This is a genomic window from Microbacterium croceum (assembly GCF_023091245.1).
GTDB classification, from domain to species: Bacteria; Actinomycetota; Actinomycetes; order Actinomycetales; family Microbacteriaceae; genus Microbacterium; species Microbacterium croceum.
This window is the reverse complement of the sequence record NZ_JAHWXN010000002.1, coordinates 67,574-90,320: the sequence shown is the minus strand read 5'-3', so window position 1 is coordinate 90,320 and position 22,747 is coordinate 67,574. Positions and strand designations below refer to the sequence as shown.

The 22,747-nt window shown below is 68.9% G+C and carries 17 protein-coding genes; 9 read left to right on the top strand and 8 right to left on the bottom strand.

Annotation, left to right across the window (positions count from 1 at the left end; genetic code table 11):
* Positions 1-30 precede the first annotated feature (30 nt).
* Together KZC51_RS14460 and KZC51_RS14455 are read right to left on the bottom strand one after the other, a co-directional pair.
* Entirely contained in the window at positions 31-1,701 is a 1,671-nt protein-coding gene (locus KZC51_RS14460) for a phospho-sugar mutase (RefSeq protein ID WP_247630735.1), read from the bottom strand.
* On the bottom strand, positions 1,698-2,531 hold the full coding sequence (locus KZC51_RS14455) for a purine-nucleoside phosphorylase (RefSeq protein ID WP_247630734.1): 834 nt from the start codon (positions 2,529-2,531) through the stop codon (positions 1,698-1,700). Before KZC51_RS14455 ends, KZC51_RS14460 begins: the two co-directional genes overlap by 4 nt.
* Before the next feature lie 48 nt (positions 2,532-2,579).
* Between KZC51_RS14455 and KZC51_RS14450 the strand changes: the two genes are divergently transcribed.
* The gene (locus tag KZC51_RS14450) at positions 2,580-4,028 is read left to right on the top strand and encodes an NAD(P)H-quinone dehydrogenase (protein ID WP_247630733.1); all 1,449 of its coding nucleotides are present in this window, start codon (positions 2,580-2,582) and stop codon (positions 4,026-4,028) included.
* Positions 4,029-4,140: 112 nt separating this feature from the next.
* On the opposite strand, the gene KZC51_RS14445 is transcribed toward KZC51_RS14450, so the two are convergent.
* Positions 4,141-5,907 carry an acetyl/propionyl/methylcrotonyl-CoA carboxylase subunit alpha gene (locus tag KZC51_RS14445; protein ID WP_247630732.1) on the bottom strand — a complete coding sequence of 589 codons (1,767 nt, stop codon included), beginning with the start codon at positions 5,905-5,907 and terminating at the stop codon, positions 4,141-4,143.
* A gap of 85 nt (positions 5,908-5,992) precedes the next feature.
* Positions 5,993-6,649, bottom strand: a complete 657-nt coding sequence (locus KZC51_RS14440) for a Maf family protein (protein WP_247631295.1) — start codon at positions 6,647-6,649, stop codon at positions 5,993-5,995.
* A 23-nt stretch (positions 6,650-6,672) separates the two neighbouring features.
* On the opposite strand from KZC51_RS14440, the gene KZC51_RS14435 reads away from it, so the two are divergent.
* From KZC51_RS14435 to KZC51_RS14410, 6 genes are all read left to right on the top strand, one after another.
* Positions 6,673-7,908, top strand: coding sequence for a class I SAM-dependent RNA methyltransferase (locus KZC51_RS14435; protein WP_247630731.1), 1,236 nt, complete (start codon positions 6,673-6,675; stop codon positions 7,906-7,908).
* 53 nt (positions 7,909-7,961) lie between these two features.
* Positions 7,962-8,621, top strand: coding sequence for a response regulator transcription factor (locus tag KZC51_RS14430; protein WP_247630730.1), 660 nt, complete (start codon positions 7,962-7,964; stop codon positions 8,619-8,621).
* Entirely contained in the window at positions 8,611-9,840 is a 1,230-nt protein-coding gene (locus KZC51_RS14425; protein ID WP_247630729.1) for a sensor histidine kinase, read from the top strand. The genes KZC51_RS14430 and KZC51_RS14425 overlap by 11 nt, the downstream gene beginning before the upstream one ends.
* Positions 9,837-10,847, top strand: a complete 1,011-nt coding sequence (locus tag KZC51_RS14420) for a hypothetical protein (protein ID WP_247630728.1) — start codon at positions 9,837-9,839, stop codon at positions 10,845-10,847. Before KZC51_RS14425 ends, KZC51_RS14420 begins: the two co-directional genes overlap by 4 nt.
* A gap of 304 nt (positions 10,848-11,151) precedes the next feature.
* Entirely contained in the window at positions 11,152-12,351 is a 1,200-nt protein-coding gene (locus KZC51_RS14415; protein ID WP_247631294.1) for an ROK family transcriptional regulator, read from the top strand.
* A 103-nt stretch (positions 12,352-12,454) separates the two neighbouring features.
* A complete protein-coding gene (locus tag KZC51_RS14410) occupies positions 12,455-15,475 on the top strand; it encodes an alpha-mannosidase (RefSeq protein ID WP_247630727.1) in 3,021 nt (1,006 codons plus the stop codon).
* A gap of 7 nt (positions 15,476-15,482) precedes the next feature.
* On the opposite strand, the gene KZC51_RS14405 is transcribed toward KZC51_RS14410, so the two are convergent.
* The 4 genes from KZC51_RS14405 to KZC51_RS14390 all read right to left on the bottom strand — a co-directional run bounded on the left by KZC51_RS14405 (position 15,483) and on the right by KZC51_RS14390 (position 19,151).
* Positions 15,483-15,707, bottom strand: a complete 225-nt coding sequence (locus KZC51_RS14405) for an acyl-CoA carboxylase subunit epsilon (RefSeq protein ID WP_247630726.1) — start codon at positions 15,705-15,707, stop codon at positions 15,483-15,485.
* Entirely contained in the window at positions 15,704-17,293 is a 1,590-nt protein-coding gene (locus KZC51_RS14400) for an acyl-CoA carboxylase subunit beta (protein WP_372491801.1), read from the bottom strand. The genes KZC51_RS14405 and KZC51_RS14400 overlap by 4 nt, the downstream gene beginning before the upstream one ends.
* Positions 17,294-17,382: 89 nt before the next feature.
* A complete protein-coding gene (locus tag KZC51_RS14395) occupies positions 17,383-18,378 on the bottom strand; it encodes a hypothetical protein (protein WP_247630724.1) in 996 nt (331 codons plus the stop codon).
* Positions 18,379-18,458: 80 nt separating this feature from the next.
* A complete protein-coding gene (locus tag KZC51_RS14390) occupies positions 18,459-19,151 on the bottom strand; it encodes a phosphocholine cytidylyltransferase family protein (RefSeq protein ID WP_247630723.1) in 693 nt (230 codons plus the stop codon).
* 249 nt (positions 19,152-19,400) lie between these two features.
* Between KZC51_RS14390 and KZC51_RS17890 the strand changes: the two genes are divergently transcribed.
* Both KZC51_RS17890 and KZC51_RS14380 read left to right on the top strand, forming a co-directional pair.
* On the top strand, positions 19,401-21,191 hold the full coding sequence (locus KZC51_RS17890) for an ABC transporter ATP-binding protein (protein WP_247630722.1): 1,791 nt from the start codon (positions 19,401-19,403) through the stop codon (positions 21,189-21,191).
* A complete protein-coding gene (locus KZC51_RS14380; RefSeq protein WP_247630721.1) occupies positions 21,167-22,732 on the top strand; it encodes a glycosyltransferase family protein in 1,566 nt (521 codons plus the stop codon). Before KZC51_RS17890 ends, KZC51_RS14380 begins: the two co-directional genes overlap by 25 nt.
* Positions 22,733-22,747 lie beyond the last annotated feature (15 nt).

Below are 22,747 nucleotides of genomic sequence, written 5' to 3'. Positions count from 1 at the left end.
TCGCGAGTACCAGCGGACCACGACCTGGCGTCAGGAGCGCTCGTCGAGAAGGGCGCGGACGCCCGCCTCGAGCGCAGCGACGACCTCGCGGGCGTTCTCGGCGGAATCCGCCTTCGCGTCGATGTACACCTTGAGCTTCGGCTCGGTGCCGCTCGGGCGCACGATCACGCGTGATCCGTCGGCCAGGCGGTAGCGCAGCACGTCACCGGACGGCTGACCGGGTGCCCCCTGAAGGAGATCCTCCGCAGAGGCGATCGCGTGCGTGCCGATGTGCGTGGGCGGCAGCGATCGCAGCGACAGCATGACGGTGCCGATGATCGAGAGGTCATCGACGCGCACCGAGACCTGCCCGCTCGCGAAGTGACCGTAGGTGTCGCCGAGCTCGGAGAGCAGGTCGGCGAGTCCGAGGCCGCGGTCACGGGCCTCGGCCGCGAGGCCGAGGATCGCGACGGCTGCGGAGATGCCGTCCTTGTCGCGCACGGTCTCGGGGTTCACGAGATAGCCCAGGGCCTCCTCGAAGCCGAAGACGATACCCGGGGCGCGGGAGATCCACTTGAAGCCCGTGAGGGTCTCGTGGAAGTCCAGTCCGTGGTGCGCGGCGACCGCGCTGAGACCGGGTGAGGACACCAGGGAGCAGGCGAGCGAGGCTCCCGGGGTTCCAGCGGCGGCACGCGCGGCACGCGCGCCGAGCAGCAGCCCGACCTCGTTGCCCGTCAGTCGTCGCCAGCCCTCTGCGGTGGACGGGTCGGGGATCGCGACCGCGAGACGATCCGCATCCGGGTCGTTGGCGAGGATGAAGTCGGCCCTCGCGCGTCGCGCCCGGGCGAAGGAGAGATCCATCGCCCCCGGCTCCTCGGGGTTCGGGAACGAGACGGTGCGGAATCGGGCATCCGGGCGCAGCTGCTGGTCGACGACCGCCGGCTGCGGGTAGCCGGCTGCCGTCAGGATGCGCGACAGCGTCTCCCAACCGACGCCGTGCATGGCCGTGTAGACCCAGCGCAGGCCTTCCGCGCCCGCCGGAGCAGGGGCGACGGCCGCTGTCGCCGCGACATACGCGTCGACGACGGCCTCCGGCGCGATCTCGTACTCGGTGGACCGGGGGAGAGCGGGTACCTGCACGGTGTCGGCGACCCGCTGGATCTGCGCGGCGATCTCGGCATCGGCCGGCGCCACGATCTGCGACCCCTGGTCTGCGCCGCCGAGGTACACCTTGTAGCCGTTGTCGTTCGGCGGGTTGTGGCTGGCGGTCACCATCACTCCCGCGTCGGCGCCGAGGTGTCGCACGGCGAAGGCCAGCACGGGGGTCGGCAGCAGTCGGGGCAGGAGGATCGCCCGCAGACCGGCTCCGGCGAAGATCTCGGCCGAGTCGGTCGCGAAGACCCGCGAGTTGCGTCGGCCGTCGTAGCCGATCACGACCGTCGGAGTCGCCCCGCCGGCGCGTTCGCGGAGGTAGGCGGCGAAGCCGGCCGCAGCCTGGGCGACCAGCACCCGGTTCATGCGGTTGCTTCCGGCGCCGAGCTCTCCGCGCAGACCAGCCGTCCCGAAGGCGAGCCGCGCTCCGAAGCGGTCATCGAGATCTGCGGACGCCGCCTCGTCACCCCCTGCCGCGCGGGTGATGAGGCCGGAGAGCTCGTCGCGGGTCTCGTGATCGGGGTCCTGCCGCAGCCATGCTCGCGCCTGTGCGAGCCGCTCCTCGCTCACAGCGCCTCGACCACACGGGCCAGCAGGGCGGAGATCACCGGTTCGGCGTCACGGCCGGCCTCGATCACCTCGGCGTGGCTGAGAGGCGTCTTCTGGATGCCGGCGGCGAGGTTCGTGATGAGCGAGAAGCCCAGCACCTCCATGCCGGCCTCGCGGGCGGCGATGGCCTCGAGGGCGGTCGACATCCCGACGATGTGGCCGCCGATGATCTTCGCCATCTGCACCTCGGCCGGAGTCTCGTAGTGCGGGCCGCGGAACTGCGTGTAGACGCCCTCGTCGAGAGACGGGTCGACGCTGCGGGCCAGATCACGCAGACGCGAGGAGTACAGGTCGGTCAGGTCGACGAAGGTCGCGCCCTCGAGCGGCGAGTCGGCCGTGAGGTTGATGTGGTCGCTGATCAGCACCGGCTGACCGGGGGTCCAGGTCTCGCGGATGCCCCCGGCGCCGTTGGTGAGCACCATGATCTTGGCGCCGGTCGCGGCGGCCGTGCGGACGCTGTGGACCACGCGGCGCACGCCATGGTCCTCGTAGTAATGGGTGCGGGCACCGATCACGAGCACGTTCTTCCCGTCGGGCGTGCGGATGCTGCGGAGGGTTCCCACGTGCCCCTCGAGCGCGGGCTTCGAGAATCCGGTGACCTCGGTCGCCGGGATCGTCGCGACCGTCTCGCCGATGATGTCGGCGGCCTTGCCCCAGCCGCTTCCGAGCGTGAGGGCGATGTCGTGCTTCTCGACGCCGGTCAGCCGCGCGATGTCGGCGGCGGCGGTGGCTGCGACCTCGAACGGGTTCGCGGACGGGTCATCGAGGGGGTTGCTGTGTGTCTCGGGCATGGATCCACTCTAGGAAGGTGCAGGCTCGGGTGCCAGGATTGCGCGAGAATGGATTCCATGTCTTCCACCACTTTCGAGCGCACTCAGCGCGTTGCCGTCCTCGGCGGCGGTCCCGGCGGTTATGAGGCGGCCCTGGCAGCCGCTCAGCTCGGAGCCGAGGTGACCCTGGTCGAGCGTGTCGGCGTGGGTGGATCGGCCGTCCTGACCGATGTGGTGCCGTCCAAGAGCCTGATCGCCACTGCCGATGCCGCCGTCGCGATCTCCGAGGCGAGCGACCTCGGCGTCAACTTCTACGCGAAGGGCGACGACGGCAAGCCGCTCAAGCCCGAGATCGCGATCAACCTCGCCGCGGTGAACAAGCGCCTGGTCGCCCTTGCCGGTCAGCAGTCCGAGGACATGCGTGCGACGCTCCTCGAAGCCGGTGTGCGCATCCTCTCCGGCCATGGCCGGCTCGAGGGTCCGACGGCGATCGTGGTATCCACGGGCCAGGGAGGTACGGATTTCGACCGGGTCGAGGCCGACACGATCATCGTGGCCGTCGGCGCGTCGCCCCGCGAGCTCGATTCCGCCCAGCCCGATGGCAAGCGCATCCTGACCTGGACGCAGCTGTACGACATGAAGGCGCTGCCTGAGCACCTCATCGTGGTCGGCTCGGGTGTCACAGGTGCCGAGTTCGCCTCGGCCTACATGAACCTCGGCGCGAAGGTGACGCTGATCTCCAGCCGCGAGCAGGTGCTCCCCGGCGAGGACAAGGATGCGGCGAGCGTCCTCGAGAAGGTCTTCAAGCGCGGAGGCATGCAGGTGTTGTCCAAGTCCCGCGCCGACAAGGTGAAGGCCGACAAGGATGGCGTCGTCGTGACCCTGTCGGACGGCCGCACGGTCGAGGGCAGCCACTGCCTGATGGCGGTCGGTTCGATCCCCAACACGGCGGGCATCGGTCTCGAGGAGGCAGGCGTCGAGCTCGATGAGTCGGGTCACGTCCGTGTGAACAAGGTGGCGCGCACCTCGGTGCCCAACGTGTACGCGGTCGGCGACTGCACGAACTTCTTCCCCCTCGCCTCGGTCGCATCCATGCAGGGACGCACGGCGGTGTTCCACGCGCTCGGCGACATCGTGATCCCACTCGAGCTGATCAAGATCACCTCGAACATCTTCACCGCCCCCGAGATCGCCACCGTCGGCTACTCCGAGAAAGACGTCGAAGACGGCGTCGCGGACGGGCTCGTCTACAAGCTGCCGCTGGCTGCCAATCCTCGGGCGAAGATGATGGGCATCAAGGACGGCTTCGTCAAGATCATCGCCCGCAAGGGGTCCGGCACCGTGATCGGCGGCGTGATCGTCGCTCCCAAGGCGTCCGAGCTCATCTACCCGATCGCCGTCGCGGTCGAGCGACGGCTGACGGTCGATCAGGTCTCGCGCGTCTTCGCGGCGTACCCGTCGCTGTCGAGCAGCATCACCGACGCGAGCCGCGCGATGCACCTGGGGTACATCTCCTGAGACGCACCACCGACGAGAAAGGCGCCCCACCGAGGTGGGGCGCCTTTTCTGTCGCCGGGTGCCTGAGCCTGTCGAAGGATCCGAGCCGCCCGGGGTCTCGGAGGGTCGAGGGTCAGCTGATCGTGAGCAGCTGGTGCCCGGCGGACACCGTGCTGCCGGCATCCGCGTTGATGTTGCCGACGATGCCGTCCTTGTGCGCCTGCATCGGCTGCTCCATCTTCATCGCCTCGAGGACCACGACCAGGTCGCCCTTGACGACCGACTGCCCGTCCTCGACCGCGATCTTGACGACGGTCGCCTGCATCGGGGACTTCACGGCGTCGCCCGATGCGCCGGCGTTCGCCGTGGTCGCATGACTGCGACGCGACGGCGGCACGACGGCAGGGCGACCTGCGGTGCCGGCGGCCACGGCGACGCGGTCGGGAAGGCTCACCTCGAGTCGCTTGCCGGCGACTTCGACGACGACCGTGTGGCGTCCGTCTGAGGCGGGGGCCGGCTCGAGCTCGCCGTCCCACGCGGGGATGTCGTTGTCGAACTCGGTCTCGATCCAGCGGGTGAAGATGCCGAAGGTGCCGTCCTCCGCCGTGAACGCGGGGTCGCGGACGACCTTGCGGTGGAAGGGCAGGACTGTGGGGAGACCGGCGACCTCGAACTCGTCGAGTGCGCGGCGGGACCGCTCCAGCGCCTCTTCGCGGTTCTTGCCCGTGACGATGATCTTGGCCAGCAGCGAGTCGAATGCGCCGGATACGGCGTCGCCCGCGGTGACGCCGGAGTCGAGACGGATGCCGGGGCCCCCGAAGGTCTTGAAGACGTTCACGGGACCCGGCTGCGGGAGGAAACCGCGACCCGGGTCCTCGCCGTTGATGCGGAACTCGATCGAGTGGCCCTGCGGCTCCGGGTCGGCGTAGTCGATCGTGCCGCCGGCGGCGATGCGGAACTGCTCGCGCACCAGATCGATGCCGGTGACCTCTTCCGAGACCGGGTGCTCGACCTGCAGGCGCGTGTTCACCTCGAGGAACGACACGGTGCCGTCGGCGCCGATCAGGAACTCGCAGGTACCCGCGCCCACGTAGCCGACCTCCTTGAGGATGGCCTTGGACGCCGAGTAGAGCAGACTGTTCTGCTCGTCCGTCAGGAACGGCGCCGGCGCCTCCTCCACGAGCTTCTGGTGGCGACGCTGCAGGGAGCAGTCACGTGTCGAGATCACGACGACGTTGCCGGCGGCATCGGCGAGGCACTGGGTCTCGACGTGGCGCGGCTTGTCGAGGTACTTCTCCACGAAGCACTCGCCGCGACCGAACGCCGCGACGGCCTCGCGGGTGGCGGACTCGAACAGCTCGGCGACCTCGTCGAGCTCGCGTGCCACCTTGAGTCCGCGCCCGCCGCCGCCGTAGGCGGCCTTGATCGCGATCGGCAGACCGAACTCCTCGGCGAATGCCACGACCTCGTCAGCGCCGGAGACGGGGCCGGGGGTTCCGGGGGCGAGAGGGGCACCGACCTTCTCGGCGACGTGCCGCGCGGTCACCTTGTCGCCCAGGGCCTCGATGGCCTCGGGGGACGGGCCGATCCAGGTCATCCCCGCACCGATGATCGCGCGAGCGAACTCGGCGTTCTCGGCAAGGAACCCGTATCCGGGGTGCACGGCGTCCGCTCCGGCGCGACGGGCGACGGAGAGGATCTTCTCGATCTGGAGGTAGGTCTCGGCGCTGGTGGCTCCGCCGAGAGCGTAGGCCTCGTCGGCGAGCCGCGTGTGCAGCGCGTCGCGATCCTGATCGGCGTAGACGGCGACCGAAGCGATCCCGGAGTCACGAGCGGCACGGATGATGCGTACGGCGATCTCGCCGCGGTTGGCGATGAGCACCTTGGCGATAGCAGGCATGGTTGCCAGCCTAGCGAGAAGAGCATCGAACCAATTGACGACTCTCCACAAGAAAGACGTCGAAACGTCGCGCAGAGTCTACGAGTCAGTCGGACTGCGGGATGTTCCAGAGATCGGTCCACACGACGCCGAGCTCCGCGGCCAGGCGGCGGATCGTCGAGAGCGACATGCCGACCACGGTCGATGGATCGCCGTCGACGCGAGTGATGAACGCGCCGCCGAGACTGTCGACCGTGAAGGCTCCCGCCACGTACAGCGGCTCTCCGGAAGCGACGTAGGCGGCGATCTCCGCGTCGGTGATGTCGGCGGCGAAGCTCACCGCGGCCTCGGCCGTCGCCGTGACCTCGGCCGGGGCGGCTCCGGGAGCGATGCGGAACACGGAGTGGCCGGAGTGCAGGACGCCCGTCGCCCCGCGCATCTCGCGCCAGCGCCGCGTGGCCTCCGCCGCGGTGTGGGGCTTGCCGTATACGCGCCCGTTCAGCGCGAACATCGAGTCGCCGCCGATGACGATGCCGTCGAACTCCGGGTCCTCCGCGGCGACGCGGGCTGCCACATCCGACGCCTTCGCCCGCGCGAGCAGCAGCACCAGCTCGGCCGGCGGCAGTTCCGCCCCTGCGGCCTCGGCTGCCGCCGCTGCAACAGCGTCCTCATCGACGTCCGGCGACAGGGTGAGGGGCTCGATCCCTGCCTGTCGCAGCAGCATCAGGCGGGCGGGAGAGGTGGAGGCGAGGCAGACGCGCATGTGCACCACCGTATCCTCGAAGAATGACTTCTTCCTCTGCCGACGTGCTCGAGCTCGACATCACCGGGATCGCGCACGGCGGGACCTTCGTCGCCCGCCATGAGGGGCGCGTCGTGTTCGTCTCCGACGCGATCCCCGGTGAGCGCGTGCGTGCTCGACTGATCGATCCGCACGACGCGGCGGCGGACAGCCGGAGCTTCTGGCGGGCGGAGGCGATCGAGATCCTCGATGCCTCTCCGCACCGCCGTGCGCACGTCTGGCCCGAGGCCGACATCTCGCGTGATCCCGCCGATCGTCCGGGAGGCGCAGACCTCGGCCACATCGAGCTCGCCCATCAGCGCACGCTCAAGCGGCAGGTGCTCTCCGAGGCGCTCGACCGCTTCGCCGGGGGCGGCCAGGAAGCCCCAGAGGTCGAAGCCGTCGAATCCGGCGATGGGCGGGGATGGCGCACGCGCGTCACGCTGCACGTCGACGACGCCGGCCGGGTCGGCCCGTTCGCGGCCAGGAGCCACCGTGTGATCCCCGTCCGCTCACATCCGCTCGCGCGCCCGGCGGTGGCAGAGGCAGCGCTCGCACTGCGGGGCGGGGCCGCGGGGCGCATCGATCTCGTGGAACCTGCCGACGGCGAGGTGCGCGTCATCCGCCATGAGGACGGCGCCCGTCCGGTGCACCGTGGAGGGCGTCGGCCCGAGCCCGAGGTCGTGCAAGAGCGGGTCGGCGACCGCCGATTCGACGTGGATGTCAACGGCTTCTGGCAGGTGCACCCGCGCGCGGCCTCCGTCCTCGATGGTGCGGTCTACGGCGTGCTCGACGGACACGTCGATCCGGACCGCACCCACTACGACCTCTACGGCGGCGTCGGACTGTTCGCGGCGACCCTCGCGGACCTCGGCGCCACGGACGTCGTCACGGTCGAGTCCAGCAAGCGCGCCACGCAGCACGCGGCGGCGAACCTCGCGCCGCTCAAGGCCACAGCGGTGACCGCTCGCGTCGATCGCTTCCTGCACGGCGCGACCGGCCGCTCGGGAACCGGGGCCGTCGTCCTCGATCCGCCTCGTGCCGGGGCGGGGCGCGCAGTGGTCGAGGGCGTGCACGCCCTCGACCCCGAGGCGATCGCATACGTCGCCTGCGATCCTGTCGCCCTCGCGCGCGATCTCGGCACCTTCCGCGGTCTGGGATGGAACGTGACGACGCTGCGTTCGTTCGACCTGTTCCCGCATTCGCACCACTTCGAGGTCGTCGCCCTGCTCACCCGGTGACGCGCGGTGAGGGGGATCCTCGCCCGGTGCGGTCGACTCACTAGGCTGGGTGGATGAGCACGGTCGCCCTCATCGATGATCACGAGTCCGTTCGCCTCGGCCTTGAGGCCGCGTTCGAGCGCGACTCGCAGACCGTCGTCTTCTCCGGGAGTTCCGTCAGCGCGTATCTGGACTGGCGCAAGAGCTCGGGGGCGGCACCGGCGGAGGTCGTGGTGCTCGACCTCACGCTCGGCGACGGGAGCACGGTCATCGAGAACGTCACCTCGCTGGTGGCGGACGGTGCGAGCGTTGTGATCCACAGCGTGGCCGACCGTCCGGCTGCTGTCCGTGAAGCCCTGTCCGCAGGTGCCGCCGGGGTGGTCAGCAAATCGTCGGCACTCGATGACGTGCTCGACGCGATCCGCACGGTCGCGCAGGGGGAGCCCCTGAACAACGTCGAATGGGCGAGCGCGGTCGACGGCGACCGCGACTTCGGCGACGCCCAGCTGTCCACGCGCGAGCGTGAGGTGCTGCGTCTGTACGCCACCGGGCTCCCGCTCAAGGCAGTGGCCGAGCGGCTCGGCGTCGCCTACTCCACTGCCAAGGAGAACATCACCCGCATCCGCGTCAAGTACGTGGACGTGGGGCGTCCGGCACCGACCAAGGTCGACCTGCTGCGACGTGCGATGGAGGACGGGATCGTGGAGACAGACGGGGACCCGAGTGGCCACTGACGCGCTCGACATCCGCGAGGCGTGGAGCAAGATCCCTTCTCCCGGCACGGCGGAGACGGAGTTCGAGCGCTTCACAGGAAAGCGCATGGAGCGGATCCTGGCGACCGTGGTGGCGATCGGTTCCGCGACTCTGGGCGCACAGGCCTTCGTGGCTGCCGTCGGTTCCTTCTCCCGCGGCGATGTGCCGCAGATCATCGTTCTCCTCGTCGTCTTCATCCCCCTGGCTGCGATGCTGGTCGCATGCATCCTCGGCCGATGGGTCTCCATCGCCGCGGGGTCCTTCGCGGTCTCCTACGTGCTCGCGCTCGCCGCCTGGCCGATCGTGGTCCCCCCGGGGGGAGCAGGAGATCAGCCGTGGATCTTCTTCCTGGTCAACGTCTGCGTGGTCGCGGCAATGCTCGCCTTCCCGATCCGCCTGCAGATCGCGTGGGCGGCGGGTCTGCCGTTCATCTACGGATACGTGCGGCTGGTGCAGGGGAGCTTCTCCCGCGACTTCTGGATCACAACCGCCTTCGACGTCTCGTTCACGCTGATCCTGGGCATCGTGATCGTCGCACTCGGATGGATGTTCCGCTCCGTCGCAGCCGGCGTCGACGATGCGCGAGGGCGCGCCGTCGCCTCCTACGCCTCTGCCGCGGCTGCTGCGGCCGCGGAAGAGGAGCGTGTGGCGATGTCTGCTCTGATGCACGACAGTGTGCTGGCCGCGCTCATCGCCGCGGAGCGGGCGGAGAGCGAACGCGCTCGAGAGCTCGCGGTCGCGATGGCACGCGAGGCGCTGACCCGTCTGGCCAACACCGAGGCGGCCGTCGCGCAGGAAGGCAGCGACGAGCCCGTCGGCATCTCGCAGATCGTGATCGAGCTGCGCCGGGCGTTGTCGGAGCTCGGCGCCGATGCGATCGTGGAGGAGCGCGGCGGCATCGGCCTGATCCCCGGACGTGTGGCGCGCGCCCTCGTCCTGGCTGCGCGGCAGGCGATCGGCAACGCGGTGGCGCATGCGCAGGGGCGCGGACTCCATATCGTCGCGACAGGTCGGGGGGATGAAGGGATCATCGTTGCGATCTCGGACACCGGTCCCGGCTTCGACATCGACACGATCGGCCCTGATCGGCTGGGCATCAGCGCATCGATCTTCGCGCGCATGGCCGGTGTCGCCGGCACGGCGGACATCGTCTCCGGCGCGCAGGGGACGACGGTCACTCTCGGGTGGGAGCGCTCATGAACCGCACGGTGCGCAGCGTCGCCACCTCGCTCGCGGTCGGTTTCGCCATGTACTTCGTCGCCCGCTCCATCTGGTGGACGGTGCAACCGACCGCGCCGGTGCTGATGGTGCTGGCGATCGCGCTGTACCTGGTCGTGGTCCTCATCGCGATCCTCTGGGACTCGGCCATCTCGGTGCGGATGCCGCTGTGGACGGCGTTGCTGTCCCTCCTGGCCTGCCTCTTCGTACCGCCGCTGGTGACCCTCTCGCTGGATGAGAGCGCGCGCACCGCTCCGTTCGCGACCTGGTACATCGGTGGACTCGGTCTGTTCGGCATCGTCTGCGTCGTGCGACGGCGGTTCCTGGTCGGATGGCTGACCGTCGCCGTGCTCGTGGCCGCCTCTGCGGGCTACCTGGGCCTCGGCGTGGCGCTGAACCTGGGTCTGGTCGGCTCGATCATGTGGGTTGTGGTCGCTCAGCTGCTCGTCCTGTTCTGGGACAAGGCGATCCGCGACACCGCGCGACTGGCGGAGATCCAGCAGGCGGTCTCCGCCTGGCACGCGACCCAGCTGGTGCGTCAGCGTGAGAGGCGGTTGCGCACGCAGTTCGCGCTCGCCGTGGCAGGGCCCGTGCTGAGCCGCGTCGTGGCCTCCCGAGGCAGCCTGACAGCCGATGAGCGCTTGGAGGCGCGTCTCGCCGAAGGGCGTCTTCGCGACGAACTGCGCGGCGCAGATCTCCTCAACGACGCGGTGCGTGATGCGATCGAGGACGCCCGGCGACGTGGTGTGATCGTCACCGTCTTCGACGAGGGCGGCCTCGACGGCATCGCGGAGGATCGTCGAGCCGAGATCCGGGACGAGCTCGCCGTGGTTCTGCGCACAGCGCAAGCGGGACGATTGATCATCCGGTCCTCCAACGATCCTCGGGTCGCGGTGACGGTCGTCGGTCGCGCGAGCTCCGGCTCGTCGCGAGACGATGACGCGGTCGACCTCTGGCACGAGATCGCGCGTGAGGCCACGACGGACTGAACGTCGTGCTACGCCTCCCTCGGCTCCGGCCGAGGGAGGAGGTCGGAGTCGAGGACAGAGAGTGGGCGAGGGGCGGCGAAGCCGCCCACCCCTCGCCATGCGGTCGGTTACCCGAAAACCGACCGCTGGTGGCCGTTCTACGTCTATCTACCCTGGGATAGAGAGAACAGCCGAACGCGAAGCGTCCCCATTAGTCTCCTCGGTCGATCAAAGGTTGTCTGTAGGTATTTTGGGGGACACGTTTCGGGGCATGATGAGGGAGGATTGGACGATGGGAATGCGTCGCGGTACCAACCTTCCACGGATGGGCGACTTCAATCAGTCGGTGATCCTGGAAGCCATTCGCCAGTCCGGTACCGGACTGAGCAGGACAGAGCTCGTCGAGGCGACTCGGCTGTCTGCACAGACGGTCACGAACATCACCCGTCGTCTCCTTGCAGACGGCCTCATCGCCGAGGCCGGGCGCACGATCAACGGTCCTGGTAAGCCCCGCGTCACCTTGCGCATGATCGCGGAGAGCCGGTACTCGGTGGGCGTGCATCTCGATCCCGCGGTGATGACGTTCGTGCTTCTCGATCTCACCGGTGCCGTGGTGCGGCGCATCACGACGCGGACTCCCGCGGCCGATCCGCGGCACATCGTCGACGCCATGGCGGCGACCATCGGGTCGCTCATCGACGTATCCGGTGTCGACCGGGGTCTGATCGCGGGCGTCGGGGTCGCGGCACCTGGTCCTCTGGACGCGGCGCGGGGCACCGTGATCGATCCGCCCAAGCTCCCCGGGTGGCATCGAGTGCCGCTGCGGGCGGTGCTCGCCGAGGCGACCGGATTCGAGGTCACGCTGGAGAAGGACACGACGGCTGCTGCGGTGGGCGAGCTGTGGACCAGGCACGGTCCGCCCGACGACTCTTTCGTGCTGATCTATCTCGGCACCGGGATCGGCGCTGCTCTGGCGCGCGACGGTGAGGTGGTGCGCGGGAGTTCGCGGAACTTCGGCGAGGTCGGTCACATCATCGTCGACCCCGATGGCCCTGCGTGCACGTGCGGGTATCGGGGCTGCGTGGAGGTGGTGTGCACTCCTCAGGCGATCGTGGAGCAGGCGGAGGCGGCCGGCGTCTTCCCGGACGACCGGGAGGTCAACGATGCAGAGGCCGTCGACACCCGCTTCACCCTGCTGTGCGACCGTGCCGCCTCTGGCGACGCGGCGGCGCAGCGTGTGCTGCGACAGGCAGCGGCGCACATGACGGTGCTCGTCGCGGCGCTGACCAACATGCTCGATGTGGACAGGGTGGTGATGGGCGGGCCCTTCTGGTCGCGGCTGGCGCCTGTCTATCTGCAGGAGATGCCGGTGCGACTCGACCGGCTCAGCGCGACGCGCGCCGTGCACGCATTGCCGGTGGATGGGAGCGTCGTAGGAGATGACGTGGGAGCGGTGGGGGCGGCGTGCGTGGTGCTGGACTCCGTGCTGTCGCCGCGCACCTCCGACCTGCTCCTGGAGACCTGACCGCGCGGTGCGCGGCGGACGCGGTCGAGAAAGCTCTTGACATCGATAAGTCTAATCGATGTATTATTTCTCATCCCCCTCTCTCTCCAAACGGAAGCGTGTGATGCACGACAACTCCGAACTCGTACAGGCGCGCATTCGCCGCTTCGAAGCCGAGCGGCTGCTGCCGGCCGTGTACGCCCGATCGATCGCGCTGGAACTCGCGGCCTGGGCGGCACCGGGAGAGCCGGTACCGTTCCGCGACGCGGTGGCGCAGGACTATGAACCGTTCTCCGTGGGCACCCGTTGGGGGCGGGCCTGGAGCACCCTGTGGGTGCGTGTCAGCGGCACTGTTCCGGAGGTGGCACCCGGTCAGCACGCTGAACTCGTCTTCGATCTGGGCTTTGTCGCCGCAGAACCGGGCTTCCAGTGCGAAGGCACGGTCTACCGGCCGGACGGAACCATCGTCAAGGCCGTCGAGCCCCGCAACGCGCATGTGCCGTTGGATGGGGCGCCGGGCGATCCGATCGAGCTCTACCTCGAGGCAGCGGCCAACCCCGATGTGGCCGACGGTTTCCGCAACTTCCGCCCCACACCGCTGGGCGAGTGGGACACCGCGGGCGACGAGCCGCTCTACGTCTTCCGTCGCGCGGATGTCGTGGTGCGGGATGTGACGGTCTGGGAGCTCGTGCAGGATGTCGCGGTGCTGCGCGGACTGCTGGGGGAGTTGTCGCCCTCGTCCCCACGGCATGCCGAGATCCTCCGCGCGCTCGAGCGGATGGTCGATGTCAGCGATCCCGAGGACATCGCGGGTACCGCGCAGGACGCGCGGGCAGCCCTGGCCGATGTCCTGGCGCGGCCGGCATCCGGATCCGCGCACTCGGTGCACGCTGTGGGGCACGCGCACATCGATTCCGCCTGGCTGTGGCCCGTCCGCGAGACCCAACGCAAAGTCGCCCGCACGTTCTCCAACGTCCTCTCGCTGCAGGAGGAGGACGCCGAGTTCTCCTTCGCCGCGTCCTCGGCGCAGCAGTATGCGTGGATGAAGCGCTTCCAGCCCGAGCTGTTCGAACGGATCCGCACGGCGGTCGCCGCCGGCCGCTTCCACCCGGCCGGAGGAATGTGGGTGGAGTCCGACACCAATATGCCTGGCGGAGAGGCGCTCGTGCGGCAGTTCCTCCGGGGCAAGCTCTTCTTCCTCGAGGAGTTCGGTGTCGAGCCGCTCGATGTGTGGCTGCCGGACTCCTTCGGGTACTCGGCCGCGCTCCCGCAGATTGCGAGAGCCGCGGGATCGCGCTGGATGCTGACGCAGAAGATGTCGTGGAACGAGACGAACGTCATGCCGCACCACACCTTCCAGTGGGAGGGAACAGATGGCACGCGCATCTTCACGCACTTCCCACCCGTCGACACCTACAACGCGGAGCTCACCGGTGCGGAACTGGCCAGAGCCGAGCGCCAGTACGCCGAGAAGGGCGCGGCGAACACCTCGCTGGTGCCGTTCGGCTACGGCGACGGCGGCGGCGGACCCAACCGGGAGATGCTGGCGGCGGCATCCCGCCTGCGCTCGCTCGAGGGCTCGCCGACGGTCCTGCTCTCCTCGCCGCGGCACTTCTTTGAGATGGCGGAGGCCGAGTACCGCGAGCCGCCGGTGTGGATCGGTGAGATGTACCTCGAATTCCACCGTGGCACCTATACCTCTCAAGCCCGCACCAAGCGGGGCAACCGGCGCAGCGAGCACGCGCTCCGGGAGGCCGAGCTCTGGGCGACGGCGGCGGCGCTGCGCGGTGCCGCATATCCGTACGAGGAACTGCAGGAGGCATGGGAGACCGTGCTGCTGCAGCAGTTCCACGACATCCTCCCCGGCAGCTCGATCGGCTGGGTCCACCGGGAAGCGGAACGTCGCTACGCCGAGGTCATCGCCTCGACGGAGCGCATCATCGCAGGGTCCTTGGCGATCGTGGCCGGTTCGGGCGACTCCGAGCTCGTCGCCAACCCGGGGCCTTATGCCAGGGAGGGAGCGGCGGCGATGGGGATCGCCGCCGCGCAGAGGTCTGGGGCCTCTGCGGGGGTCACGCGGACGACGGACGGCTTCGTGTTGGAGAACGAGCACCTCACGGTCTCGATCGACGACGCGGGTCTGGTGACGTCACTCGTCGTCCGCGCGACCGGGAGGCAGGCGATTGCGGCTGGAGAGCGGGGGAACCTCTTGCAGCTGCATCGCGATACGCCGACGCAGTGGGATGCCTGGGACATCGATGAGCACTACCGGCGTCACGTCGTCGACGTGACGGACGTGGTCTCGATCGACATCGTCCCGCACGCATCGGCGGCGATCGTCTGCGTGGTCCGCGAGCTGGGGGGTTCGCGGATCACGCAGGCTCTGACGCTGGCCGCCGGGGGCCATGCCCTCGACATCGACACGACCGTCGACTGGCACGAGCGCCAGAAGCTCCTCAAACTGGCCTTCCCGCTCGATGTGCACACGGAACGCGCGACATCCGAGATCCAGTTCGGCCATGTGCATCGCCCGACTCACGCCAACACGTCCTGGGACATGGCGAGATTCGAGACGGTCGCGCATCGCTGGGTCCACGTCGGTGAGCCCGGCTTCGGGGTGTCGATCGCGAACGATTCGACCTACGGGCACGACATCACGCGCGTGCCGCGTGCCGGAGGGGGCACGGCGACGACGGTGCGGCTCTCGTTGCTGCGGGCGCCGCTGTATCCGGACCCCGAGGCGGACCAGGGCGAGCACACGTTCCGAGTGAGCGTGCGCCCCGGCGCCTCGATCGCGGATGCCGTGCAGGAGGGGTATCGCCTCAACCTGCCGTTGCGTGCGGTCAAGGGAGCGGGTCCGGTCGCTCCACTGATCGAGGTGTCGTCGGACGCTGTCGTCATCGAAGCCGTGAAGCTCGCGGAGGACCGCAGCGGCGATGTGATCGTGCGGCTCTACGAGGCGCACGGCGGTCGGGCATCGGCGACGGTGACGCCCTCGTTCTCGTTCGACACGGTCATCGAGACCGACCTGATCGAGCGGGAGATCCCGGCTACGGCGCTGGATCTGTCCAGCGCAGGAGGTACCCGGGTGGATCTGCGTGCCTTCCAGCTGGTCACCCTGCGGTTCACCGCGCCGCGGCTCTGAGGCCGTCTCAGCCGGAGAAGCGCCCCCAGGGGATGTCGCGGCGCAGCGGTGTGCGCAGCGACCGCTGCGTGCGCGTCCACGCCGAGACGCGCGGCTCCTCGGCCACCGCGTCCTCCGTCTCGTGCGAGTACGCGTCGGTGACGACCGCGATGAGGGCAGCGAGCTCCTCTTCGGTGGCGCTGCCGCGCGTGATCTGGAGCGCCGGGGGCTGCTCGTCGAGGGGCGCGCTCACAGTGGGATGTTCCCGTGCTTCTTCGGGGGCAGCGAGGAGCGCTTGCCGCGGAGCGCACGCAGCGCCTTGGCGATGGAGACGCGGGTGTTGGCCGGCTCGATGATCCCGTCCAGCTCTCCGCGTTCGGCGGCGAGGAACGGAGAGGCCACGTTGTAGGTGTACTCGTTCGCCAGGCGAGTACGGACGGCGGCGACGTCCTCGCCGGCCTCCTCCGCCTTCTTGATCTCACCGCGGTAGAGGATGTTGACCGCCCCCTGGCCGCCCATCACCGCGATCTCGGCGGTGGGCCAGGCGAGGTTGACGTCGGCTCCGAGCTGCTTGGAACCCATCACGATGTAGGCGCCGCCGTAGGCCTTGCGCAGGATGACGGTCACGAGGGGCACGGTGGCCTCGGCGTAGGCGTACAGCAGCTTCGCGCCGCGACGGATGACGCCCGTCCACTCCTGGTCGGTGCCCGGCAGATATCCGGGGACGTCGACGAGCGTGACGATCGGGATCGAGAAGGCGTCGCAGAATCGCACGAAGCGGCTGGCCTTCTCGCCGGCCTCGATGTTCAGAGTTCCCGCCATCTGTGACGGCTGGTTGGCGATGATGCCCACGGAGCGCCCCTCGACGCGACCGAAGCCGATCACGATGTTCGGAGCGAACAGCGGCTGCACCTCGAGGAAGTCGCCGTCGTCCACGACATGCTCGATGACGGTGTGGATGTCGTAGGGCTGGTTCGCGGAGTCGGGGACGATCGTGTTGAGGGTGCGGTCGGCATCCGTGGTCTCGAATTCGAACGCGCTCTCGTAGGAGGGCAGCTCCGCCATGTTGTTATCCGGGAGGAATCCGAGGAGGGTGCGCGCATAGTCGATCGCGTCGTCCTCGTCCTCGGCCAGATAATGCGCGACGCCGGAGCGCGTGTTGTGCGTGTAGGCGCCGCCGAGCTCCTCCATGCCGACGTCTTCACCCGTGACGGTCTTGATGACGTCGGGGCCGGTCACGAACATCTGGCTCGTCTTGTCGACCATGATGACGAAGTCCGTGAGGGCGGGGGAGTACACCGCTCCTCCGGCCGCCGGGCCCATGATGATCGAGATCTGCGGAATCACGCCGGATGCGCGGGTGTTCAGTCGGAAGATCTCGCCGTACTTGCCGAGCGCGACGACGCCTTCCTGGATGCGCGCGCCGCCCGAGTCGAGGATGCCGATGCAGGGCATGCCGCCGTCGAGGGCGAACTCCATGATCTTGATGATCTTCTCGCCGGCGACCTCGCCGAGCGAGCCGCCGAAGGTCGAGAAGTCCTGCGAGTAGACCGCGACCGTGCGTCCGTGGATCGTGCCGACCCCCGTGACGACCGAGTCGCCGTAGGGGCGCGAGCGATCCATGCCGAACGCGGTGGTGCGGTGGCGCACGTACTCGTCGAACTCGACGAAGCTGCCGGGGTCGACGAGGAGTTCGATGCGCTCGCGGGCGGTCATCTTGCCCTTGGCGTGCTGCTTCTCCTTCGCCTTCTCCTCGGCGTCGACGACGGCCTCGGTGTAGCGAGCGCGCAGATCCGCGATCTTGCCGGCGGTGGTAAAGAGGTCGGGCTTGTCCGTCACGGATTCCACCCTAGCGTCGCTTCGGCGTCGTCTGTTGGATGCTCGGCACAACGGGTCGCCCGATCCTTTGGCGACCCGCACGAGGCGGGTCAGCGGGAAGCGTCGATCGCGGTGTCTGCGCCGATACCGGAGGGGAGCTCGTGATCACCGCGCAGATCGTGGGTGAGCTCGGCGCCGGCGCCGCGGCGGCGGCGTGCGGTCAGCTCGCCCACCTTGTGCCCGGCCCATCCGATCCCTCGCGCCGCGGTGCCCGCAGCCCCGGCCACCGCATTGCCGGCGTAGCGTGCGCCGCGGAGCATCCGCAGCTCGACCTTCTCGGCGCCTGGCACCGGCTCCAGCTCGAGCGGCAGATCGATGGGGGCTGCGCCGAATGCGCGATGCGAGGTGGTGAGCACTCGGCGACCGAGGATGTGGTTGCCGGCGCCACCGATCGCCGCACCCACTCCGAACGGAAGCGCCTTGCCGAGGAACGACGCTCCGCCACGAGCGGCGAACTGCTTGACGAACATGCTCTTGAGCTGGTCGACGAGCGGGCCGACTGCCGCACGGGGGAGAGACTTGGTGACCAGCTCGCCCCAGTAGCTGGAGCGGCTGCCACCGCGTCCGGCGACCTGACCGGCGAGCTGGCCGACGAGGTCGACACCTTCCTTGCCGAGCATCAGTGTCATCACGAGTGCGCGCGCGCGGTCGGGGTTCGCGATCGCGATGCCGTGCACCTCGGCGACGGACTGTGCGAAGAGGGCGGTGGACTCGACGAAGCCCACGGTCTCGACGCCGGAGAGCGCCAGCGTGATGCCCGTGCCGATGCCGGGGACGACGGCCGTCGCGCCGACAGCCGCGCCTCCGGTGGTCACAGCGGCAAGGTAGCGACGTTCCAGGATGCGCACGATCTCCGCCGGGGTCGCCCGCGGATTGCGCAGCCGGATGCTGCGGATGTGCGCGAGCACGAGCGGACGTTGGACCGACAACACGCGGTCGAGGCCGCGCACCATCAACGGATGCTCGGGAGAACCCGCAGGTGGCACCCCCTTGTCCCACGGAGCGTCATCCGGGAGGGAGTGGATCTTGTGCACCTTGGGGCCCATGTCCTGATCCTATGAAGTCAGACCGCGGAAACGCAGGGAGCCGCACCCCGAAAGGGTGCGGCTCCCTGAAAGCACGTGGGTCAGACGAAGAGGTTCGCGCGCTCCAGGTCTTCCGCGAAGTCGACCTCGACCGCGTACAGGTCGGAGACGTCCATCGGCTCGAGCAGGAGGCCGTCTTCGGCGATCGCGAGCTCGAGTCCGCGCTCGAAGTAGTCCTGGTCTTCGACGCGCTGCAGTTGACGCATGAACGCCTTCTTGCTCGCCGCCGAGATGTAGTTGATGCCGACGGCCTCGCCGAGTCCGCCCTTGACGGTCTTCGAAAGCTCCTTGATGAAGCCCTCGGCCGTGACGGTGTACTTCACCTCTTCGTCGCTCACCTTGGAGGTGTTGACCGTGACGAACGACTGGTCACGCTCGATGAACGCCGCGGCACGACCCAGGATCATCGGGTCGAAGACCACATCGCCGTTCATCCAGAGCACGCCGCCCCTGCCGGTCGCGCCGAGGGCGCGCAGCAGGCTCTTCGACGTGTTGGTCTCGTCGTATCGCTCGTTGTGCACGTAGTTCGCCGACGGGAAGGCGTCGATGATCGTCTCGGCGCGGTAGCCGACGACCGTGGTGATGCGGGCATCGGAGCCGAACGCAGCCTTGATGTTGTCGTGCTGCTGGCGCATGATCGTGCGCCCGTCGCTCAGCTCGGTGAGCGGCTTCGGCAGCGCGCGGCCGAGTCGCGAGCCCATTCCGGCTGCGAGGATGACGGTCTGAAGAGTCACGAGTGCTCCTAAAAGAGGTGTGTTAAGGATCGGTTCACCGACCAGACACTTCTTCGTGCCGAATTTCATGGTAGCGATTCAGTCTGGGAAGCCACGGGGCAGGAGGCCCCTGTTGCCATTTCGTGACCGAGTGCACACGCAACACACAGAATCGCACGAACGCCCTGTTCTCGGGAGAACTCACTGCTGATTCCCTGAAATGTTGCGCGGAACCACAGGCTCGCCACAGCTCGTTGATACCGTAGAACAGTGACTTCCTCCCCTGACGACCGCACCGACCAGGTGGACGACCCCAAGACCCCTCCCGCGAAGGCGACTGCGAAGCGGACGACCGCGGGAGTGAGCGCTGCAGCAGCCAAGAAGTCGCCGGTGAAGCGTGCCCCTGCGGCGCGGAAGCCGGCGGCGAAGGCGACCGCGGCGAAAACGACCGCGGCGAAGGCGACCGCGGCGAAGAAGACCGCTGCGAAGAAGCCGGCCGCTACGGCTGCGGCGAAGTCGGCAGCGGACAAGGCTGCCGCCAACGCGGAAGTGGTGATCGAGCCCGCGACGTCGAAGAATGCTACGGCCGGGAAAGCCGAGTCGAGCGCGACCCCGGCGAAGAAGACCACCGCAGCGCGCGCCGCTGCAGCGCGCAACACCGCTGCCCGTGCCGGATCGACCTCGTCCGCGTCTCCGCGCGCCACGTCCACGGCCGCGAAGACCACGGCTGCTAAGAGCTCGGCCGTGAAGACCACGGCTGCGAAGGCCGCGGCCGCGAAGAGCTCGGCCGTGAAGACCACGGCCGCGAAGTCGACCGCGGCGAAGCCCACCGGTGCCCAGACCGCGGCGGCGAAGACCGCGGCGGCGAAGGCGGCGGCTGCGAAGGCTGCCGAGACGAAGTCGGCGACTCGGACCGCGGCTGCACGCACGGCGGCTGCGAAGACCGCGGCGGCGAAGTCTGCGGCCGCGAAATCTGCCGCTTCCAAGGCTGCGGCGGCGAAGGCCGCGGAGGATGCTGAGACGGTGGTCGCGCCCGTGGAGGCGCCCGTCGAGACGGTGATCGTCGACGCACCGGCACCGGCACCGGCATCGGCAGTCGATACGGGAGTAGCAGGAGAAGCGACGGCCGCAGCCGAGGACGCGGCCCCCGCGGCGGAGGCCCCAGTCGTCGAGTCGACCAGCGAGGACAACGACGCCGACGACACGGCGGTCGATCTTCCCGCCGATGAGCCGCGCGAGAAAACCGATACCGGAGCGAACGCCACGGCGCGCGTCGTCGCCGAGGTGCACGAGGTCTCCGGCACCGCCGCGATCAGCATCCGCGGTCTGGTGAAGCACTTCGGCGACAACCGCGCGGTCGATGGGATCGATCTGACGGTTCCCGCAGGGTCGTTCTACGGGATCGTCGGTCCCAACGGCGCCGGAAAGACCACGACGCTCTCGATCGTGGCAGGGCTCCTGCGTGCGGACGAGGGCACGGTGGCGATCTGCGGCATCGATCAGGCTTCGCAGCCGCTGGCAGCGAAACGTGTCATGGGCGTGCTACCTGATCGCCTGCGCACTTTCGATCGGCTCACCGGCCGTCAGCTCCTCTACTACTACGGTCTGCTGCGCGGACTCGCCCCGAGCGTGATCGAGAAGCGCACCGCCGACCTGGCGCGGGCGTTCGACCTGCAGGAGGCGCTCAGCCGTGTCGTCTCCGACTACTCGGCGGGAATGACCAAGAAGCTCATGCTCGCGGGAGCGATGATCCACTCGCCGAGAGTGCTCGTGCTCGACGAGCCCTTCGAGTCCGTCGATCCGGTGTCGTCTGCGGTCATCCTCGACATCCTCCGCGCCTACGTCTCACACGGTGGCACGGTGATCCTTTCCAGCCACGGTATGGATCTGGTCGAGCGGGTGTGCTCGCGGGTCGCCATCATCGTCGGCGGTGAGGTCCTCGCGGAGGGGACGATCGACGAGGTCCGCGCCGGACAGACTCTCGAGGCTCGATTCGTCGAGCTCTCGGGCGGCATCGGAGAAGTGGAGGGTCTCGAGTGGTTGCACATGTTCTCCGACTGAGACTCGCGCTCCTGATCGGATCGCTGCGCGGGGATCGTCGAGGACGCACGCTCGTCACTCTGGCCGCCCTCATCGCTCTGACCATCGCGGTCTGCATCGCCGTGCATTCCCTGTCCGGCGCTCCGGCTCCTGTCGCGCGCACGGTCACCGTGCTCGGCGGCGTCGCGATCATTCTCGGATTCCTGGTGGGGCCGATCCTGGTGGGAGCGGTCGATCAGCTCGACCCGCGCAGATTCGCGGTGTTCGGCGTCGACGAGCGCACGATGCCCTGGGTCCTCACCGTCGCCGCCTTCGTGAGCGTGCCGAGCTTGGCGCTGTTGGCCGTGTACGCGAGCGTCTGCGCGGTGGCCATCGCGCTCGGCGCGCCATGGCCGCTCGCCGTGCTCATGACGGTCGTCGGCCTGCTCAGCACGGTGCTGACGGCCCGTATCGGCATGGCCATCAATGCCCTCTTCCTGCCAGAGCGGCGTTCCCGTGAGCTCACGGCGCTGTTCGCGCTCGCCCTGATCGTCGTCGCGTTCCCCGTCGCGGTCTTCTTCGCGTCGATGCGCTGGGACGGGCGCGTGCCGGGGTCCCTGGAGACCCTCACCACAGTGTTCGGCTTCACGCCGTTCGGCGCATCTCCCGGATTCCTGTTCGCGATCGCGACCGGCGACATCGCCGTGGCATGGATCAGCGGAGTCATCGCTGTGGTCACGGCCGGCGGGTTGTGGGGACTGTGGGCCTGGCTGGTCCGGCGCCTGCTCACGACCACCGAGCGACCGGCCGCCGCGCGCGAACGCACAGGTCTCGGATGGTTCGGTCTGTTGCCGTCCAACGCCTTCGGAGCGATCGCCGCGCGCAGCCTCGTCTACTGGCTGCGCGACCGTCGCTACATCATGAACATCATCGTCGTGCCCGTCGCGGGAGTGCTGACGGTGTTCCCGCTCCTGGTGGCCGGAGTTCCGCTCGAGATCGCGGCGTTGATCCCTGTGCCCGTGATGGCGCTGTTCTTCGGGTGGCTGCCGCACAACGACGTCGCCTACGACTCGACGGCGCTGTGGACGCATGTCGCCAGCGGCGTGCGGGGTGTCCCCGACCGGCTCGGGCGGCTGGTGCCGGTGGTGCTGGTCGCGGTTCCTGTGCTCGCTGTCGCCATCCCGCTGTCGCTGGTCTTCATCGGCGACCTGCGACTACTCCTGCCCCTGATCGGGCTGGCGGCGAGCCTGCTGTTCTCCGCTCTCGGTATCTCCAGCATCGTCTCGGTCGTCGCCCCCTACGCGGTATCGCGTCCGGGCGACAGTCCGTTCCAGCAGCCGCAACGACCGACGTCGCGCGGCGCCTTCGGGCCGGCGGCGGCGTTCCTCGGCGCCATCCTGTTCAGCGTTCCGACGATCTGGCTGTTCGTCGCGACGATCGCCGACGATGTGACCTACGCGCCGGCGACGTTCTGGGTCGGCATCGCGAGCGGCGTCGTCGTGCTCGTCGTCGGAGCGACGATCGGCGGTCGCATCTTCGAGCGCAGCGGCGAACGGCTCATGGAGTTCGTCGAGACCGCATGACGACCGCCCACGCGG

What these genes read in the sequence shown, in the direction of transcription:
- KZC51_RS14455 (WP_247630734.1), bottom strand. Translation starts at nt 2,531, where the DNA reads ATGCCCGAGACACACAGCAACCCCCTCGATGACCCGTCCGCGAACCCG.
- KZC51_RS14450 (WP_247630733.1), top strand. Translation starts at nt 2,580, where the DNA reads ATGGATTCCATGTCTTCCACCACTTTCGAGCGCACTCAGCGCGTTGCC.
- KZC51_RS14445 (WP_247630732.1), bottom strand. Translation starts at nt 5,907, where the DNA reads ATGCCTGCTATCGCCAAGGTGCTCATCGCCAACCGCGGCGAGATCGCC.
- KZC51_RS14440 (WP_247631295.1), bottom strand. Translation starts at nt 6,649, where the DNA reads ATGCGCGTCTGCCTCGCCTCCACCTCTCCCGCCCGCCTGATGCTGCTG.
- KZC51_RS14435 (WP_247630731.1), top strand. Translation starts at nt 6,673, where the DNA reads ATGACTTCTTCCTCTGCCGACGTGCTCGAGCTCGACATCACCGGGATC.
- KZC51_RS14430 (WP_247630730.1), top strand. Translation starts at nt 7,962, where the DNA reads ATGAGCACGGTCGCCCTCATCGATGATCACGAGTCCGTTCGCCTCGGC.
- KZC51_RS14420 (WP_247630728.1), top strand. Translation starts at nt 9,837, where the DNA reads ATGAACCGCACGGTGCGCAGCGTCGCCACCTCGCTCGCGGTCGGTTTC.
- KZC51_RS14415 (WP_247631294.1), top strand. Translation starts at nt 11,152, where the DNA reads ATGGGCGACTTCAATCAGTCGGTGATCCTGGAAGCCATTCGCCAGTCC.
- KZC51_RS14410 (WP_247630727.1), top strand. Translation starts at nt 12,455, where the DNA reads ATGCACGACAACTCCGAACTCGTACAGGCGCGCATTCGCCGCTTCGAA.
- KZC51_RS14395 (WP_247630724.1), bottom strand. Translation starts at nt 18,378, where the DNA reads ATGGGCCCCAAGGTGCACAAGATCCACTCCCTCCCGGATGACGCTCCG.